The sequence below is a fragment of the Ruegeria sp. CDSA089 genome (assembly GCF_059612205.1).
Map to the genome: position 1 here is coordinate 488,681 of NZ_JBXWQD010000001.1, position 17,623 is coordinate 506,303.

The 17,623-nt window shown below is 58.8% G+C and carries 14 protein-coding genes; 4 read left to right on the top strand and 10 right to left on the bottom strand.

Translation table 11 applies throughout. From position 1 onward, the window contains the following. Window positions 1–23 precede the first annotated feature (23 nt). From AC2FJ6_RS02460 to AC2FJ6_RS02470, 3 genes are all read right to left on the bottom strand, one after another. The gene (locus AC2FJ6_RS02460; RefSeq protein WP_170774575.1) at window positions 24–2,510 is read right to left on the bottom strand and encodes a penicillin-binding protein 1A; all 2,487 of its coding nucleotides are present in this window, start codon (window positions 2,508–2,510) and stop codon (window positions 24–26) included. Between the two features lie 95 nt (window positions 2,511–2,605). Beyond that, entirely contained in the window at window positions 2,606–3,826 is a 1,221-nt protein-coding gene (locus AC2FJ6_RS02465) for an N-acetylmuramoyl-L-alanine amidase (protein ID WP_170774578.1), read from the bottom strand. Window positions 3,827–3,892: 66 nt separating this feature from the next. Continuing rightward, a complete protein-coding gene (locus AC2FJ6_RS02470; protein ID WP_170774580.1) occupies window positions 3,893–5,047 on the bottom strand; it encodes a pyridoxal phosphate-dependent aminotransferase in 1,155 nt (384 codons plus the stop codon). Window positions 5,048–5,069: 22 nt separating this feature from the next. Here AC2FJ6_RS02470 and AC2FJ6_RS02475 point away from each other — a divergent pair, with 22 nt between their 5' ends. Together AC2FJ6_RS02475 and AC2FJ6_RS02480 are read left to right on the top strand one after the other, a co-directional pair. Then, entirely contained in the window at window positions 5,070–6,428 is a 1,359-nt protein-coding gene (locus AC2FJ6_RS02475; protein ID WP_496668321.1) for a M48 family metalloprotease, read from the top strand. Beyond that, window positions 6,425–7,183: a DsbA family protein gene (locus tag AC2FJ6_RS02480; protein WP_170788772.1), complete on the top strand. Its 759-nt coding sequence runs from the start codon at window positions 6,425–6,427 to the stop codon at window positions 7,181–7,183. Before AC2FJ6_RS02475 ends, AC2FJ6_RS02480 begins: the two co-directional genes overlap by 4 nt. A 42-nt stretch (window positions 7,184–7,225) precedes the next feature. Here AC2FJ6_RS02480 and AC2FJ6_RS02485 read toward each other — a convergent pair whose 3' ends face one another. From AC2FJ6_RS02485 to hemA, 4 genes are all read right to left on the bottom strand, one after another. Then, the gene (locus tag AC2FJ6_RS02485) at window positions 7,226–7,894 is read right to left on the bottom strand and encodes a DUF1194 domain-containing protein (protein ID WP_170782592.1); all 669 of its coding nucleotides are present in this window, start codon (window positions 7,892–7,894) and stop codon (window positions 7,226–7,228) included. Window positions 7,895–7,990: 96 nt separating this feature from the next. Next, window positions 7,991–9,112 (bottom strand): flavodoxin-dependent (E)-4-hydroxy-3-methylbut-2-enyl-diphosphate synthase, encoded by a 1,122-nt coding sequence (ispG, locus tag AC2FJ6_RS02490; protein ID WP_170774587.1) that lies wholly within the window; start codon window positions 9,110–9,112, stop codon window positions 7,991–7,993. A 72-nt stretch (window positions 9,113–9,184) separates the two neighbouring features. Then, on the bottom strand, window positions 9,185–10,399 hold the full coding sequence (locus AC2FJ6_RS02495) for a helix-turn-helix domain-containing protein (protein ID WP_170774589.1): 1,215 nt from the start codon (window positions 10,397–10,399) through the stop codon (window positions 9,185–9,187). A 126-nt stretch (window positions 10,400–10,525) separates the two neighbouring features. Next, entirely contained in the window at window positions 10,526–11,749 is a 1,224-nt protein-coding gene (gene hemA, locus AC2FJ6_RS02500) for a 5-aminolevulinate synthase (RefSeq protein ID WP_170774591.1), read from the bottom strand. A 314-nt stretch (window positions 11,750–12,063) separates the two neighbouring features. Between hemA and AC2FJ6_RS02505 the strand changes: the two genes are divergently transcribed. Beyond that, the gene (locus AC2FJ6_RS02505) at window positions 12,064–13,449 is read left to right on the top strand and encodes a dipeptidase (RefSeq protein WP_170782596.1); all 1,386 of its coding nucleotides are present in this window, start codon (window positions 12,064–12,066) and stop codon (window positions 13,447–13,449) included. Window positions 13,450–13,581: 132 nt separating this feature from the next. Here AC2FJ6_RS02505 and lpdA read toward each other — a convergent pair whose 3' ends face one another. After that, window positions 13,582–14,976: a dihydrolipoyl dehydrogenase gene (gene lpdA / locus AC2FJ6_RS02510; RefSeq protein ID WP_170774595.1), complete on the bottom strand. Its 1,395-nt coding sequence runs from the start codon at window positions 14,974–14,976 to the stop codon at window positions 13,582–13,584. Window positions 14,977–15,192: 216 nt separating this feature from the next. Between lpdA and AC2FJ6_RS02515 the strand changes: the two genes are divergently transcribed. Further along, the gene (locus AC2FJ6_RS02515; RefSeq protein ID WP_170782598.1) at window positions 15,193–15,627 is read left to right on the top strand and encodes a hypothetical protein; all 435 of its coding nucleotides are present in this window, start codon (window positions 15,193–15,195) and stop codon (window positions 15,625–15,627) included. Here AC2FJ6_RS02515 and AC2FJ6_RS02520 read toward each other — a convergent pair. After that, window positions 15,624–16,199, bottom strand: coding sequence for a DUF924 family protein (locus tag AC2FJ6_RS02520; RefSeq protein WP_480502539.1), 576 nt, complete (start codon window positions 16,197–16,199; stop codon window positions 15,624–15,626). The genes AC2FJ6_RS02515 and AC2FJ6_RS02520 overlap by 4 nt on opposite strands. 109 nt (window positions 16,200–16,308) lie before the next feature. Further along, window positions 16,309–17,580 carry an MFS transporter gene (locus tag AC2FJ6_RS02525; RefSeq protein ID WP_170788778.1) on the bottom strand — a complete coding sequence of 424 codons (1,272 nt, stop codon included), beginning with the start codon at window positions 17,578–17,580 and terminating at the stop codon, window positions 16,309–16,311. Window positions 17,581–17,623: the final 43 nt, after the last annotated feature.

Below are 17,623 nucleotides of genomic sequence, written 5' to 3' on the forward strand. Positions count from 1 at the left end.
GGAGGCCGCAAACCAATCAGGTGTCAGTAAAGACCGCCAGTTGCCACATCGCCCTGGCTGGCGTTGGGTCCGACGGTGACGGTGTTCCCGGTCGAGGTTGTCACCTGACGACCCGAGCTGGCCTCTTCAAACAAAGGCAGATCCGATCCCATCGCAAATCCACCGTCATAGACACGGTCGATAAACCCATCGACACCATCGCGGAAATACTCTGCCACCACATAGTCACCGGTCGCCTCCGGTGGCAGGCGCGCGCCGCTGAACCGGTCAATCTTGATGAAATGACCACCCTCTGGAACCTCGAAAGGACCGCCGCCATATTTCTCGGTCGCGGTTTCCATAAAGCTTTGGAAGACTGGGCCGCACATGGTGCCGCCATAGGCTCCCCGCCCCATGGGACGCGGGCGGTCGTAACCGATATAGCAGCCCGCCACGATGTTCGAGGTAAAGCCGATAAACCACGCATCCTTCGAATCGTTGGTGGTGCCGGTCTTGCCGGCGGTCGGCACAGGCAGGTTCACAAAAGACGACGCCGTACCACGATCCACCACGCCCTTCATCATCGAGGTCAGCTGATAGGCGGTGATCGCATCCATGACCTGCCAACGGTCGGTGACGATGGTCGGCGACTCGTCAGGCTCCAACCAGGCCGAGTTGCAGTCCAGACATTCCCGGTCGTCGTGCCGGTAGATCGTCTTGCCGAACCGGTCCTGAATGCGGTCAACCAGAGTGGGTTCGACCCGCTCGCCGCCATTGGCAAACATCGCATAGGCTGCGACCATCTTATAGAGCGTCGTCTCTTCGGACCCCAATGAGTTCGCAAGGAATGCCCCCATGCGGTCATAGACTCCGAACCGTTCGGCATAGCCCGCGACCACCGGCATCGTGACTTCTTGTGCCAGACGAATGGTCATCAGGTTCCGCGACTGTTCAATCCCGGTCCGCAAGGGCGTCGGACCGTAGAATTTGTTCGACGAGTTCTTGGGCCGCCACAGACCTTGCGGCGTGTTCACCTCAATTGGGGCATCCACAACGATGGTGGCAGGGCTATAGCCACTGTCCAGCGCCGCGGCATAGACGAAGGGTTTAAAGCTCGATCCCGGCTGGCGCTGTGCCTGCGTGGCGCGGTTGAACACCGAATCCTGATACGAGAACCCGCCCTGCATTGCCAGAACACGGCCCGAGTTTACGTCCATCGCAACAAAGCCACCCTGCACTTCGGGCACCTGACGGGCAGACCACTGGCCCTCTTCCCCGGCCATTACCAGAATGACGTCGCCGCGTTTGAAGTTGTCAAAGAAGTTGCCCTGCATCCACTGGATGTCCGAACGTGGAACGATGCCGTCAGCCGGGCCGTCCTCGATACCCACGGTCAGGGACTGATCGGCTACGTTCAGCACAACGGCCGGAAACCATTGCGTCGGCAGTTGCACGTCGCGGGGGATTTCCATGATCGCCAGCGCCTCGCGCCATTGCGCTTCGTCTGCCAGGGCATCTTCGGCAATCACCTCACCCGTACCGCGCCATTTCCCACGTGATCGGTCGTATTTCTGCAGCGCCGTGCGCAGGGCCTTGGCGGCCTCGACTTGCATTTCCTCATCCACCGAGGCGCGGACGGTGAAGCCACCGGTAAAGAACTCACCTTCACCGAAATCCTCGCTCAGCTGACGACGGATTTCGTCGGTGAAATAGTCACGCGGCGGCAATGCGGTACGGAAGCTTTCGAAATCGCCGTTTTGGACCGATCGCAGCGGTTGCGCCACCTCGGCCTCATAGGTGGCCAAGTCGAGGTATCCGTTCTGATTCATCTCGCGCAGCACATAGTTGCGTCGCGCCAGCAGGCGCTCTTTCTCGCGCACCGGGTGGTAGTCTGAAGGCGCCTTGGGCATCGCCGCCAAGGTCGCCGCCTCATGCGGGGCCAGTTCCTGCAGCGTCTTGTTGAAATAGGTCTGCGCAGCCGCCGTCACACCATACGAGTTCTGCCCCAGAAAGATCTCGTTCATATAGAGTTCCAGGATCTGTTCCTTGTCCAGCGTATCCTCAAGCCGGGTGGCGAGGATAATCTCCTTGATCTTGCGCTCGGCGCGACGGTCGCCGGACAGCAGGAAGTTCTTCATCACCTGTTGGGTGATGGTCGACGCACCACGCACGTTTTCACCCTTGGATTTCACCGCCTCAACGCCAGCTGCGATGATCCCGCGCGGGTCATAGCCTTGGTGCGTGTAAAAGTTCTTGTCCTCGGCCGAGATAAAGGCCTGTTTCACCAGATCAGGGATTTCTTCTGAAGGCGTGAACAGGCGGCGTTCCTGCGCGAATTCGTCGATCAACTGACCCTCACCCGAATAGATCCGGCTAATCGTGGGTGGTTTATACTGCGCAAGTGATTCATGGCTGGGCAGGTCGCGCCCATACATCCAGAAGATCGCGCCTATCACCAGCGCGGCCATGAAAAACCCAAGGGTCACGAGGCTGAAGATCGCCCCAAAGATCGAAAATATGAAACGGATCACGTCACTGCCTTTTGCTCGCGGTGCCGCCTATATAGGGACGCCCGCGCGTTGGGTCAAAACACGATGCCCCATATTAGCCGTTTTGCGCCGTAGGGTCACTGGCCAATCAGGGATCGGCGGATCACATCCTGCTGACGCCAGACTTCAAGCCCGTCGCGGATGCCATGTGCCATACCCAAGCGCCACTCTGGATTATTGATGTTTTTCCAGTCTCTGGGACTGGACAGAAAGCCAAGCTCGATCAAAACCGAAGGGATGTCAGCTGCTTTGAGAACGGAAAACGAAGCGGTGCGGATCGGGTGGTTGTTCATCGGCCCGCCCTGCTGCGTCATGCCATTGGCCAGCGCTGCGGCCAGCGCATCGGTGCGCGGTTTGGTTTCCTGACGCGCCAGGTCCAGAAGAATATCGGCGACCTGATCGTCGGCCCCGCTAAGGTCGATGCCCGAGATCAGATCACCCCGGTCATGCCGCTCGGCCAGTTTGTGGCTGGCCACGTCCGAAGCCTCTTCCGACAGGGTATAGACCGCCGCTCCATGAGCGCGCCCTTCCGACAGGATATCCGCATGCAGTGAGATGAACACATCCACGCCCGCCCGGTGCGCCAGCGCGATACGGCGCTCCAGCGACACGAAATGATCATCGGTTCGGGTCAGAACGATCTCGTAGCCCCCCGTGCGCAAAAGAACTTCGCGTAATTCGCGGGCGAAGGTCAGCATCAGGGTCTTTTCGTCCAGCCCGTCTACCTCGGCACCCGGATCAATGCCGCCATGGCCGGGGTCCAGCATCACCCGCAGCGGGCGCGGGCCATCCGCCTCTTGATCTGACGCGGACACCGAGGGTTCAGGCAAGTCCCACTCCGGTTGGCGGGGTGCTCCGGCGCTGGCGACAAACGTATCAAAGTCGGTTCCCTTCAAGTCAAGCGTCAGGGCCGCCGTCCCCGTTGCCTCGTCGATCCGCAAATCAGCGCTTTCGACCGCCAAGGGGGCGCCAAGGTCCAACACCATGCGCGACCATCCGGGGACATAGGCCCCGAATTGCACGCCACTGATCCGATCCGTCTGCAAGAAATCCGCATCTTTCAGCCCGGTCCAATCGACCTCCTGAAAGTCCAGAACCATCCGGTAGGGGTCGCGCAGCGTGAACACACGGTAGGGAACCCCTTGGCTGAGCCCAAGTTGCACCCGCACGCCCGAGCGCCCCTCATCCACGATGCGGCTTTCATCGGGCAACACACGGGCCAGCGCGCTAAGTTCATGCGCAACCGCAGCCCCCGTCAGCGCCCAGATCAGCACTATGGCGTAGAAAATCCTGCTCATGGCCTCAAGTTATCCCGAGATCGTTTGACCAGCAGACTAGCGCAGCCGCGCCGGTTTGTGAACGCTCTACCCCAAATTGCCCCGCTCGGTCATAAAGATGCGCAATCGGTCCAGCCCCTCACGGATATCAGAGGTGGAGCGGGCATAGGAAAAGCGCAAGGTGCCGTGGCCGCGTTCGGGATCGAAATCCAGACCGGGCGTGACGGCCACGCCGGCCTTGTCCAAAATCTCGGCCGCAAAGGCGCGGCTGTCGTCGGTTAGGTCGGATACATCGGCATAGACGTAAAACGCCCCGTCCGGTGGTGCGATATTGGCGAACCCGGCCTTGGGCAGACCTTCCAGCATCAAAGCGCGGTTCTGGCGGTAGACGTCCAGATTGGCTTGCAACTCATCCTCGCATTCCATCGCAGCCAGAGCCGCCACCTGACTGGCATGCGGCGTGCAAATGAACATGTTCTGGGCGATCCGCTCAACCACACGCACCTGATCCTCGGGCACGACCATCCAGCCGACACGCCAGCCGGTCATCGAGAAATACTTGGAAAACGAGTTGATCACATAGCATTCATCCGTCAGCTCCAGCGCGGTGACGGCTTTGGCCTCATATTCCAGCCCATGGTAAATCTCGTCGCTGATGAAGGATGCGCCCTGCCCCTGCGCCGCCTCGATCAGCGCGCCCATGGCCGCGTGGTTCAGCATGGTGCCGGTCGGGTTTGCAGGAGAGGCCACCATCAGCCCTTGCAGATCGAGCCCGGCGATATCCGCAGGGACAGGCTGCAATCGGTTTTCAGGCGCGGTTGGCAAATCAACCGGAACCAAGCCCAGAGCCTTTAGGATCTGACGATAAGACGGGTAGCCCGGAGCGCCGATTCCGACGCGGTCGCCGCTGTCGAACAGGGCCGTGAACGCCAGCAGAAACGCGCCCGAAGAGCCCGGCGTCACGACAACTCGATTGGGATCTAGATCGACATTGTACCATTCACCATAAAGCTGCGCGATCCGCTGTCGCAGCGCGGGCATTCCAAGCGCCACAGTATAACCCAAAGGGCTGTCCTGCATGGCCTTCGCCAGTGCTTCGGTCGCGCCCTTGGGGGCTCCGGTTCCGGGCTGGCCGACCTCCATATGGATGATGTGGCGACCCGCCTCTTCGGCCTTTCGTGCGGCCTCCATCACGTCCATCACAATAAACGGATCGACGCCGGACCGGGTTGAGTTTCTCATGCCCATCTCCCATGTTGCTTGTATGGCTTTTGAGCGTGTATCCAGGCTGGCGTCAATCCCGGCCCTGTTTCTATGTGTGATGACTTGGTTCGTCAGCGCAGCTCAAACCAATGCGCAAAGCTTGATCCGCGACCCCGACATCGAAAACGGCCTACGTGAACTGGCCTTTCCTGTGCTGCGGGCCGCCGGACTGAACACCAATCGGGTGCAAATTCTGGTCGTTTATGACAGCACATTCAATGCCTTCGTCATCGACAACAACGCGATCTATCTGAACTACGGCCTGATCCTGTCCGTGGACACCCCTGAGATGCTGCAAGCGGTGATCGCGCATGAGGCCGCCCATATTGCCAACGGCCATCTCGCCCGCCGGTTCGAAAACCTGAAAGCCGCCAAACGCAATGCCGGGTTGGGAACAGCGCTTGCGCTGGCCGTTGCCGTCGCCGGAGGTGGTGAAGCAGCGGCAGGTATCGCTGCGGGCACCTCGAGCTCGGCTTTGCGCAGTTTTCTGGGGCACACACGGGCCGAGGAATCCTCGGCCGACCGCAGCGCAGCAAGCTATCTGCGATGGGCAGGTATTTCACCCAGCGGGATGGTTGCCCTGCACCAGAAATTCGTGGGTCAGGAGCTGCTGAGCGAGGCCAATCAGGACCCCTATATGCGCTCGCACCCCACCAACCGCGATCGTCTGCGCGCGGCCCAGACGTTTTTAGGGGAATTTGGCGCGTCTGCGGTCCCCAACGCGCAGGCAGAATATTGGTTTGCCCGCGTGAAAGGAAAGTTATCCGCCTTCCTGCGCGCGCCCTCGTGGACATTGCGACGCGCGAAAGAGGAAACTGCGCAAGACATTCGCCTGATGCGCGAGGCGGCGGCCCATCACCAGAACCGCAATCTTGCGCAGGCGAGGGGCGCCATTGACGGCGCCTTGGCCATTCGCCCCGACGATCCTTATTACTATGAACTGAAAGGCCAGATCCTGCTGGAAAACCGTCAGTTGCCCGAGGCCGTTGCGGCCTATGGTCACGCGATGGAGATGGCACCAAACAACGCCTTGATCCTTGCAGGCTACGGTCGCGCGCTTTTAGCACAGGATCGGACGAAAGACGCCCTGCAAGTGCTTGAAAAGGCACGCGCCCGCGACCATCGCAACACTGGCTCTCTGCGAGATCTGAGCGTGGCATATGCGCGGGTCGGCAACACTGGCATGGCCTCAGTCGTTACGGCGGAAAGATATGCCTTGCAAGGCAAGCTTACCGATGCAGGTATTCACGCAAGACGCGCTCTCGGGCAACTACCCGAGGGTTCAACAGGTTGGCAACGGGCACAGGATGTGCTGATTGCCTCGGAAAACGCAAAGAAATCGAAAAGGAAACGGAAATGATCCTCAGACATGCTGCACCGGCCCTTCTGGGGCTTTCCCTGCTTGCCGCCCCGGCGCAGGCGTTGGACCTCAACACCATGAGCGATGCCGAGAGAGAGCAGTTCGGCGCGCAGGTACGTGCCTATCTTCTGGAAAACCCCGAGGTCATCATCGAAGCGATCAACATCCTTGAACAACGCAACGCTCAGGCCGAGGCCGCCGCGGATCAAGAACTGGTCGCAGTCAATGCCGACGAGTTGTTCAATGATGGCTACAGCTGGGTGGGTGGCAATCCCGATGGCGACATCACGCTAGTCGAATTCATGGACTACCGCTGCGGCTATTGCCGCCGGGCCGTCCCCGAAGTGGCCGAGCTGTTGTCCGAAGACGGCAATATCCGTCTGGTGATCAAGGAATTCCCGATCCTGGGCGAAGCCTCGGTGATCTCTTCGCGCTTTGCCGTGGCCACCAAGCATGTGGCGGGCGATGACGCTTATAAGCTGGTGCACGACGCTCTGCTGGACTTTGGTGGTGAGCCAAACGAGGTTTCTCTGCGCCGTTTGTCGGATGGTCTGGGGCTGGATAGCGATGCCATTTTGGCAGCGATGGACAGCGATCGTGTGACCGATGAGATCAACCAGACCCGCGAATTGGCGCGGCGGATGCAAATCCAAGGCACACCGTCCTTCGTTCTTGGCACCGAAATGCTGCGCGGCTATCTGACTGCCGACCAGATGCTGCAAATCGCAGACGCCGTGCGGGCTGAGCAGGGTTAAATATGAACACAGGCGGTGCGCGTTCGTGCACCGCCCTACCCCTTACCGATCGGCTACAGCCATGGGAATTTCACGCAGCAATTTTCGCCGAAGGGCTGCGGCATAGTCCTCATACCCCGCCGCAATTTCCACAAAAGCGCCCTGCCCTGAAATGACGTGCTCGACGTAGTAGGCCAGCACCTCGGGCTCTGCCCCCTCGATCACCAGCGCATTCACGGTGACCCCTTGCATCACCTGCATCTCGCGCGCGACATGGGGGCGAAAGCCGTTATTGTGTTTGCCGTCCCCTGACACATCTATGACGCGCCGACGGCAATCGGGCCCATAGTCGAACATCAACGCTCCGAACGCGACCGCCGGGCCTATGCCGGTTCCACCCGTTGCACTTCGAGGGGCCGCCAGAACCTCGGCAGCGATCGATTTCAACCCTGCCACCCCTTTGACCAGACGCCAGGCCGAAATCTGCGTCTGCTGGCGCGAGTCTGACCACTCATACACCATCAGGGCCACGCCACCGGGTTGGGCCGAAATCGCCGTTACAACGTCAGGGTCCAGCAAGGCAGCGGCGACGCCATCGCGTTGCAACTGATGTTCGGCCTCATCGACGCTGCCCGACACATCCAACGCAAAAGCCAATGCCAATTCACACGCGCGCGCCGCGCCGATGGGAGCGGTCCACATTAGCAGAACAAGGACGAGTGTAGCCTTCATAGGCCCGACTTGGCCCCAGAACGGCGGGACCTGTCAACACAGACCGGTTCACCCTGTCGAGAACACATCCCTCCCCGGAACCGCGCGCTTGTTGGGTTATTCCGCAGCCTCGGCCGCTGCGTCCAGTTCAGCCGCTTTCTTTTCGACCTGTTCAACGATGTGGTCGATCATCTGATCGTTGGACATCTTGTGGCTGGCCTTGCCCGCCAGATAGACCATACCCGAGCCCGCACCGCCGCCGGTAAAGCCAACGTCAGTCATCAGCGCCTCACCGGGGCCATTCACGACGCAGCCGATGATCGACAGGCTCATCGGCGTCTTGATATGCTCCAGTCGCTGCTCCAGCGCTTCGACCGTCTTAATCACGTCAAAGCCCTGCCGCGCGCAGGACGGGCATGAGATGATATTCACACCGCGATGGCGCAGGCCCAGTGATTTCAGGATCTCATAGCCCACCTTGACTTCTTCCACCGGGTCCGCGGATAGGCTGACGCGGATCGTATCGCCGATCCCCATCCACAGCAGATTGCCCAGCCCAATGGCGGATTTGATGGTGCCGCTGACCAGTCCTCCGGCCTCGGTGATACCCAAATGGATGGGAGCATCTGTGGCCTCGGCAATCCCCTGATAGGCCGCAGCCGACAGGAACACGTCACTGGCCTTCACGCTGATCTTGAAGTTGTGAAAGTCGTTGTCTTTCAGAATGCGGATATGCTCGAGCCCGCTTTCGACCATTGCCTCGGGGCATGGCTCACCATATTTCTCAAGCAGGTGCTTTTCCAGCGACCCCGCATTGACCCCGATCCGGATCGAGCAATTGTGGTCGCGGGCGGCCTTGATCACCTCCTGCACCCGCTTTTCGTCGCCGATATTGCCCGGATTGATCCGCAGACAGGCAGCGCCTGCCTCAGCAGCCTCGATGCCGCGTTTATAGTGGAAATGGATATCGGCCACGATCGGTACAGGGCTTTCGCGCACGATCTCTTTCAGTGCCTTTGACGACGCCTCATCCGGGACCGAGACCCGCACAATATCCGCCCCCGCCTCAGCTGCGGCCTGCACCTGCGCTACCGTCGCGGCCACATCCGTGGTCAGCGTGTTGGTCATGGTCTGAACTGCAATTGGCGCATCGCCCCCGATGGCAACGTCGCCAACCATGATCTGACGGGATTTGCGGCGATAGATGTTTCGCCACGGGCGCACGTGATTGAGGGACATGAGGGTCGGGTCCAAGACAGCCAGAGTTGCGCCTTTAGATAGTTCGCTTAACCCACTATCGCAATGGCTAGATCATTCAGACGCGGCAACGGGTTCCTGTGCCTGAAGCTCGGCAACCAAGCGTTTGAGCGCGCTGTTCTGCTCGGCCTCAAGATCGGCGACCGTGTAGTTTTCCGCAACGGCATCCTTGGACAAGACTACGCCTTTAGCCACGGTACCCGGCGCACCGACCGGGCCGAAATGTTCACCGTTCATCGAGAAATAGACCGACCCCGACGCGCCTGCGCGCAGTTGCGGTGGTTCTTCGGTCAGCGGAACCTCGAACGTGTTGCCTTGCTCGACCGTGCCCAGCGTGCCTTCGAAGATAACGCTGCCATCTGCGGCTGTCACGCGCATCCAGGACGGATTGACCGCGACGATCTTGAGCGTGGTGTCCAGTTGCTCGACCACTTGCGGCAGCACCGGGCGTTCGACAGTGTGCACCTCGGCCACTTCGATCTGAGGCGGCTCCGGCGGCAGGAAAGTCCCGACCGTGCGCGGATCAAGGGTCGAGATCGGAGCGTCACGCGCAACCAGAACCGGTACATCCAGCGCCTGTGGGCGATACAGACGATCCAGCGCCTCGACGCTGGGTGGTTCGATCTCGGCCGTGGTTTCAGTTGATATCGCAGCGCGGGCAACATCCAGAGGATCAAGATCGGACAAAACGACCGGCGCCTGTTCAACCGGGCTGACCTGAACCTGCTGTATTCGGTTCAGCACCGACCAGCCGCCATAGCCGATCCCGCAGATCACAGCCAGCAACACCAGCGATGAGCCGATGGCACGCGGATCGATCTGGCTGACCAGCGGTTCTTTTCCCGGAATATAGGGTGTATTGGGCGACATGAACGGATCATGGCCCATCGGGCCACGGGCCGGCAGCCCGCCTATAGGCTTGCGCACTACCGACGCTTGCGCAGACATGCCATGGGCCACTTCGAACCCACTTTCCTTGCAGAAGGCGGCAAATGTTTCATCCGGGTTCATCCCCAGATAGCGTGCATAAGACCGCACATACCCGGCGATAAAGCCGGGTGTGTCAAAAGCGTCGGGGTTCGCTTCTTCAATCGCTGCGATGTAGGTGGCTTTGATCCGCAGTTCGCGTTGAACATCCAGAAGAGACTTGCCCATCGTCGCGCGTTCGCCGCGCATCATGTCGCCAAGTCGGACCTCATAATCGTCATAGCCTTTCGGCCGGACGTCACTGTCCTCATCCGATCCGCGCTGAGATCTGCGCCCAATCATTCCTGCTGCCCCATTCTGCCTACGCGTGTTTCACGCCAGAGCCGAATCATGCCTACCGATTCGTCTGCTACTTTTGTTAGCTTAAGCCTAACACGCTATGAACGCGTTGCACACTTTGGCGTGAGGTTAACCGGCGAGTTCGGCGCGATTTAGCGCACAATGTGACCAAAGTTCGTCCATCGCCTGCACCAGAGCGTTCATTTCATCCGGCCCGTGAACCGGCGATGGAGTGAACCGCAAACGCTCGGTTCCGCGCGGAACGGTCGGGAAATTGATCGGCTGAACGTAGATTCCATAGTCGTCCAGCAGCATATCGCTGAGCTTTTTCGTATGAACCGGATTGCCAACGATCACCGGCACAATATGGCTGCCATGGTCGATCAGCGGCAGGCCCAACCCTTTCAGTCGCAGCTTCAGGACTTTCGCCTGTGTTTGGTGCAGCTCACGCAGTTCCGGGGCAGTCTTCAGATAGGCAACCGAGGCCGCCGCACCCGCAGCAACGGCAGGCGGCAGCGACGTGGTAAAGATGAAGCCCGGCGCATAAGAGCGCACAGCGTCACACATTTTCTCGCTTGCTGCGATATAGCCACCCATCACACCAAAGGCTTTGGCCAGCGTTCCGTTGATGATGTCGATCCGATGCGCCAGACGATCCCGCTCGGTCACACCGCCACCGCGGGGGCCGTACATGCCAACCGCATGAACCTCATCAATGTAGGTCAGAGCACCAAATTCATCTGCCAGTTCGCAAATTTCTTCGATCGGGCCGAAATCGCCATCCATCGAATAGACGGATTCAAACGCGATCAGCTTGGGAGCGGCCGGATCATCCGCCTCCAGCAGTTCGCGCAGATGAGCGACGTCGTTATGACGGAAGATCCGCTTGGCGCCACCGTTGCGGCGCACGCCCTCGATCATCGAAGCGTGGTTCAGCGCATCCGAATAGATAATTAGACCAGGAAACAGTTTGGGCAGCGTGCTCAGCGTTGCGTCATTGGCAATATAGGCCGAGGTGAAGAGCAACGCCGCCTCTTTGCCATGCAGATCAGCCAGTTCAGCCTCAAGCTGCTTGTGGTAAACCGTCGTGCCCGAGATGTTGCGCGTGCCACCCGAACCGGCCCCTGCCGAATCCACAGCTTCGTGCATCGCGTTCAGGACAACCGGGTTCTGGCCCATGCCCAAGTAGTCATTGCCGCACCAGACGGTGATGTTCTGTGTGGACCCGTCTGGGCGCGTGTGTACCGCATGCGGGAAATGGCCGTTGCGACGTTCGATGTCGATGAAGGTCCGGTAGCGTCCTTCGTCGTGCAGCCTGGCAATCGCGGTATCGAGCTGAGCAGTATAGTCCACCGGTTTCTCCTTAAAAGCCCGGCCAATCCGCATTGACCGAACATCTTCCCCGACCCCGTTTTCATCCGACGCCGATATGGTCCCAAGTGATCGCACCATATAAGTGAGTCTGGGAATGCTTATTTGATTTGCATCAAATATCGCCTCACATCCTACCCGACAAGTAAACTTACGTCCAAGAAACGCGAGGAAACGACGCAGGGGGGCGGTCGCATGCGTCAGTTATTGCGCCTTTTTTGACAGCAAACGGACTGGACGGCAAGGATCGCCCTGTTAGGGTGCCGCCAGAAATCCTTTTGGCCGGAGTCCCCCTCATGACGCTTGACGCAGTTCTCACCCGCATCGACGCCGATCTGCAAACCTCAATCGACCGGTTGATGGAATTGCTGCGCATCCCTTCGATTTCGACTGACCCGGCTTTTGACGCTCAAGTCAGCCAAGCTGCGGACTGGCTGGTGGCCGACCTGAAAACCATCGGCATTCAGGCAGAAAAGCGCGAAACCACGGGCCACCCGATGGTCGTTGGGCATATCGGAGAAGATAACGACGCGCCGCATGTACTGTTTTACGGGCACTATGACGTGCAGCCAGTGGACCCGCTGAACCTGTGGAACCGCGACCCGTTCGACCCGGCCATCGAAGACACCGACAACGGCCCCGTCATCCGGGGGCGGGGATCCTCGGACGATAAGGGGCAGTTGATGACTTTTGTCGAGGCCTGCCGCGCCTGGAAAGCCGTTCACGGCACCCTGCCTTGCCGCATTACTTTTTTCTTCGAAGGCGAAGAGGAATCCGGTTCGCCCTCACTTGTGCCCTTCCTGCGCGAAAACGCGGCCGAGTTGAAAGCCGATCTGGCCCTGGTTTGCGATACCTCGATGGTGTCGCGTGGGGTGCCCTCAATCGCGTCTCAGCTGCGCGGGATGCTCAAGGACGAATTCACCATCGTCGGCCCCCGGATCGACCTGCACTCGGGCCACTACGGGGGACCGGGTCTGAACCCGTTGCGAGAATTGTCGAAGATTGTTGCCTCTTTCTATGATGACGAAACCGGTCGGGTTGCAGTCGACGGCTTTTATGATGGCGTCCACGAGGTTCCCGCTGACCAGTTGCGCCAATGGCAAGACTGCGGTTTCGACGAAGCTGACTATCTGAACTCCGTCGGCTATTCGCAACCGCATGGCGAAAAGGGCTATTCCACCCTTGAACAACAATGGGCGCGCCCGACACTCGAGGTCAACGGGCTTTGGGGCGGGTACAACGGTGCGGGGTCCAAAACGGTGATCCCCTCGCGCGCCCATTGCAAGATCACCTGCCGCCTTGTTGGCGATATGGACCCTGACGATCTGCGCAACAAAATCCGCAAACATGTGGAGGATCGCCTTTCGGCAGATGCAACGGTTGAATGGGATAACGACCTTGAAGGCGCCCCGGCATCGGTGATGAACCTGGATCGCCCCGAATTTGAGGCCGCACGCGGCGCGCTATCGGACGAATGGGGGCGCGAGGCTGTCTTTACTGGCATGGGAGGATCAATCCCGGTCGTCGGATATTTCAGCACCGAATTGGGGCTGGATTCCATGCTGGTCGGTTTTGCCAATGACGACGATGCGATTCATTCGCCGAACGAGAAATACGACGTAAAGAGCTTCCACAAAGGCATCCGGTCCTGGGCCCGTATCCTGCACGCACTGAGCAACTAGGGGCTAAGCGAGGCTCTGCCTCGCGCTCCGGGATATTTAAGGCCAGATGAATGAAGGATTCCCGCTTCATCTGGCTAAAAATATCCCGGGGGAGTCGCGGCTTGCCGCGGCGGGGGCAGAGCCCCCCTTCACTTACATGTGGATCACGCGCCCATAGGCATCCAATACACTTTCATGCATCATCTCAGACAAGGTTGGATGCGGGAAAACTGTGTTCATCAGATCTTCTTCCGTGGTCTCCAATTGACGACCGACTACATAGCCCTGAATCATTTCCGTCACTTCCGCGCCAACCATGTGCGCACCCAGCAATTCGCCAGTTTTAGCATCAAAGATCGTTTTGATCATCCCCTCAGGCTCACCCAAGGCAATAGCCTTGCCGTTGCCGATGAAGGGGAAGCGGCCGACTTTGATGTCATAACCCAGTTCTTTGGCCTTGGCTTCTGTATACCCGACCGAGGCGACCTGCGGCTGGCAATAGGTGCAGCCCGCAATGCTTTCGGGTTTGACCGGGTGTGCGTGTTTACCTGCGATCAGCTCGGCGACCATCACGCCTTCATGACTTGCTTTATGCGCCAGCCAGGGTGCGCCGGCGATGTCGCCGATGGCATACAGTCCTTCGACACCGGTCCGGCAGAACTCATCTGTGACCACGTGGGTACGGTCGATTTTCACCCCTAAGGCCTCGAGCCCTAGATTCTCGACATTACCGACAATGCCAACCGCTGAGATTACCGTATCGAAATCGTGCTTTTCGACCTTGCCCTTCACCTTGATATGCGCGGTGACTTTGCCTTTGCCGCGATCAAGCTGCTTGACCATCGCTTTTTCCATGATGGTCATGCCCTGCTTGGTGAAGGCTTTTTTGGCAAAGGCGCTGATCTCAGCGTCCTCGACCGGCAGAACCCGATCCATCACCTCGACCACGGTCGTGTCCGCGCCCAGTGTATTGTAGAAGCTGGCAAATTCGATCCCAATTGCGCCTGACCCGATCACCAACAGCTTTTTAGGCATCCGGGGAGGTTGAAGTGCATGTTTGTAGGTCCAGACCAGATCGCCGTCCGCCTCAAGACCGGGCAACTCGCGCGCTCGCGCGCCCGTCGCTAGCACGATGTTCTTGGCCGTCAGGTCCTCGGTCCCTTTTTTGGTTTTGACCGAGACCTTGCCCTTGGCCGGGATCGTTGCCTCGCCCATCACAACGGTCACTTTGTTCTTTTTCAGCAGATGACCAATGCCGCCTGACAATTGCGCCGCAACCCCGCGCGACCTTTTAACCACCGCATCCAGATCATACCCGATCTTGTCGGCCTTCAGACCAAAATCCTTGGCGCGTTCCATAAGGTGAAACACTTCTGAAGATCGCAGCAGCGCCTTTGTTGGAATACAGCCCCAGTTCAGGCAGATACCGCCCAGGTGCTCACGCTCGACAACGGCCGTTTTCAGACCGAGCTGCGCTGCGCGAATTGCTGCTACATACCCGCCGGGCCCGGCGCCGATTACGATCAGATCAAAAGAGTGTGCTGCCATTGTTCCCTCTCGGCGCAGGTCGTTTCAGAGATTAGTTTACCATTAAACTAACTTCCAAAATGCATCAACAATATCGTCCCGCGGCAAAAGCGACGCAGGGTCAGCGCACAAGATACACGCTGTTTTCAGCCTATACCGCGCAAGACACAATGGCTAGAACATAGATGTCGGGCCCGCCCGGCACTCATTGATTGTATTGTATTGGAAGTTTCGACCATGGCCAGAACGCTGACTGACCTGTTGCTTGCCCTATTGAACGCGACCCTGATCCTGGTGGCCCTGTGCCTGTTTCTGGGGTGGAAGCTCGCCTCGACGGTTGACGATGTCACGACGACCCTCACGGAAAAGGTTCAAATCGTTGCTCCGCTGAAAGAAGAGGTGAAGGGAGTGCGTGGCGAATTGACCGCCCTGCGCAGTGAATTGTCGTCATTACAATCGGCGGCGGTTGTCGCAGACAGCGCCGTCGCCGCACAAATATCGTTGGCCTTGGCCAAGCTTGACCAGCTTGAAACCAAGCTGCAAACGTCACAGGCGCGTATCGCCGATCTCACTGAATCGCCGGACCACTTAATTAATACCGCCATAAACACGACGGCCGACGCAATCGCCGACCGCGTGATTGCCATTCGTGGCTGTGTGCCTTCGTCTTAGTTCGCGGCCTGCAATTCACGGACCGTTGCACCGTAGCCACCCATGTCCACATAGGCGGCTTCGGGCGCGGTCATGGGGCGCGACAAAGCCTCGTTCCGATAGGGGAAGCGACCGAACTGGCGGATCACTTCACGATGGGCCCGCGCGTGTAGCAGATTGCTGGAGTCCGAATTGATGTTCTGACACATCAACCGCACGCAGCGTTCCTGATCGCACAAGTTTTCCGAATGCATCATCGGTAGATAAAAGAATTGCCGTGCGGGCTCGTCAATCTTGAGGTCCCAACCCTTGTCCACCGCGCATTTCGCAGCCGTCAGAGCGGCGCGGTCCGATGCAAAGGCTTTAGCACTGCCTCGGAACATATTGCGTGGGAATTGATCCATCAGGATGATGTAAGCCAATGATCCGCTGGGATAGGTCAGCCATAGCGAGAATTTGCCCTCGCACGCCAGTTCCCATGTGGTCAGGAATTTTTCACGGATTTCGGCATCAAGCGCCTCATCCTGCTCATACCACCCTTTGGGACCAACTTCATCCAACCAAAAACTCAGTACGTCTTCAGGCCCTGCCATTGCCCAATACTCCGTCTGTTCGCCTCCCCAGGGACGTAACGTCATTTAAGGGCGTTTTACAGATTTATGACAGTAACATATTGCAACATTTGCGCAATAATTCCGTGTTTTAGGCAACATCTTGCGTATCCTGATCGGCCTCGGCGGCTTCGATGGCCACTTCCTGCGCGACCTCGAACGCCACCGGAGAGGCGGTTGGATACAGCGGCGACATAGTGCCCGTCTCATCTACCGGAATAGCGGCGCGCTGTGTCATGCGGTACATGGCGTATCCGGCCAGGGCTACCAGCAGGGCGGCAATGATCAGGAAGAAGCCCGGAGGCCCAAAGATTGCGTCGCCCATCAGCCAACCGGTGATCAGCGGACCCGCGATTGCCCCCATACCGTTGATAAACACCAAACCGCCCGAAGCCGCTGCCATATCTTCATTGTCCAGAAAGTCATTCGCATGGGCAATCAGTAGCGAATAGAGCGGGTTCGACATGCCACCAATCACAAAGGCCGAGGCGAGCAGGATCGGAAAGACCGTCCCAAACAGCATGGCCGTAACTGCGCCCCCCGCCCCGGTCAGAGCCACGAGCATGATCAGGAAGCGCCGGTCCATCCGATCTGAAAACCAACCCAGCGGATATTGCAGCAGCACGGCGCCCACGTAGAACGCGGCGACGAAGGTCGATATCTCGACCAGTGTCAGCCCGGCCCGTGCGCCGTAAACGGCCGCCATGCCGAACTGGGCCGAGAACACACCCCCCAGAAGGAACATGCCGATACAGCCCAGAGGTGAATTGCCCATCAACTCGCGCAGGGTCATTGGTTTGGTGCTGTCAAAAGCGGGCGTTGGAGAGATCGACAGCAAGATCGGAGCAAATGATACGGACACCAGGATCGAGGCGATGACAAAGGTTTCATAGCCTGACGGATCACCAATCAGAACCAGCCCCTGTGCAGCGATAATCCCCGTCATCTGCACAATCATGTAAAGTGACAGCGCTTGTCCTCGGTTCTCGTTATTGGCCGCATTGTTGAGCCAGCTTTCAGCGGTGACGTAAACGCCGGAAAAGCAGAACCCGATCACCATACGACCCAAAATCCATGCGATTTCATTGGTCAACAGCGGATACATGATCATCACCGCTGAAATGAAAGAGGCCAGCGCCGCAAAGACCCTTACATGGCCCACGCGGCGGATCATCTCGGGGGCAAGACGTGAGCCGCCCAGAAAACCCAGGAAATAGGCGGACATGACAAAGGACATCTCGAGGGTTGAAAACCCTTCGATCTCACCCCGCACGCCCAGAATTGTACCCTGCAGGCCGTTGCCAACCATAAGCAGGCCCATACCAAGAAGAAGCGCCCACGCGCTGGAAAGGACCTGAATCATTGGGGCCTCCGAGTTGAAGCGGTTTGACAGTTTCGATCAGTTT

Bases quoted from the DNA above. Each gene is read 5' to 3' on its own strand.
- AC2FJ6_RS02475 (WP_496668321.1), top strand. From the start codon at position 5,070: ATGGCTTTTGAGCGTGTATCCAGGCTGGCGTCAATCCCGGCCCTGTTT.
- AC2FJ6_RS02480 (WP_170788772.1), top strand. From the start codon at position 6,425: ATGATCCTCAGACATGCTGCACCGGCCCTTCTGGGGCTTTCCCTGCTT.
- lpdA (WP_170774595.1), bottom strand. From the start codon at position 14,976: ATGGCAGCACACTCTTTTGATCTGATCGTAATCGGCGCCGGGCCCGGC.
- AC2FJ6_RS02465 (WP_170774578.1), bottom strand. From the start codon at position 3,826: ATGAGCAGGATTTTCTACGCCATAGTGCTGATCTGGGCGCTGACGGGG.
- AC2FJ6_RS02495 (WP_170774589.1), bottom strand. From the start codon at position 10,399: ATGATTGGGCGCAGATCTCAGCGCGGATCGGATGAGGACAGTGACGTC.
- AC2FJ6_RS02525 (WP_170788778.1), bottom strand. From the start codon at position 17,580: ATGATTCAGGTCCTTTCCAGCGCGTGGGCGCTTCTTCTTGGTATGGGC.
- ispG (WP_170774587.1), bottom strand. From the start codon at position 9,112: ATGTCCCTCAATCACGTGCGCCCGTGGCGAAACATCTATCGCCGCAAA.
- AC2FJ6_RS02470 (WP_170774580.1), bottom strand. From the start codon at position 5,047: ATGAGAAACTCAACCCGGTCCGGCGTCGATCCGTTTATTGTGATGGAC.
- AC2FJ6_RS02520 (WP_480502539.1), bottom strand. From the start codon at position 16,199: ATGGCAGGGCCTGAAGACGTACTGAGTTTTTGGTTGGATGAAGTTGGT.
- AC2FJ6_RS02515 (WP_170782598.1), top strand. From the start codon at position 15,193: ATGGCCAGAACGCTGACTGACCTGTTGCTTGCCCTATTGAACGCGACC.
- AC2FJ6_RS02485 (WP_170782592.1), bottom strand. From the start codon at position 7,894: ATGAAGGCTACACTCGTCCTTGTTCTGCTAATGTGGACCGCTCCCATC.
- AC2FJ6_RS02505 (WP_170782596.1), top strand. From the start codon at position 12,064: ATGACGCTTGACGCAGTTCTCACCCGCATCGACGCCGATCTGCAAACC.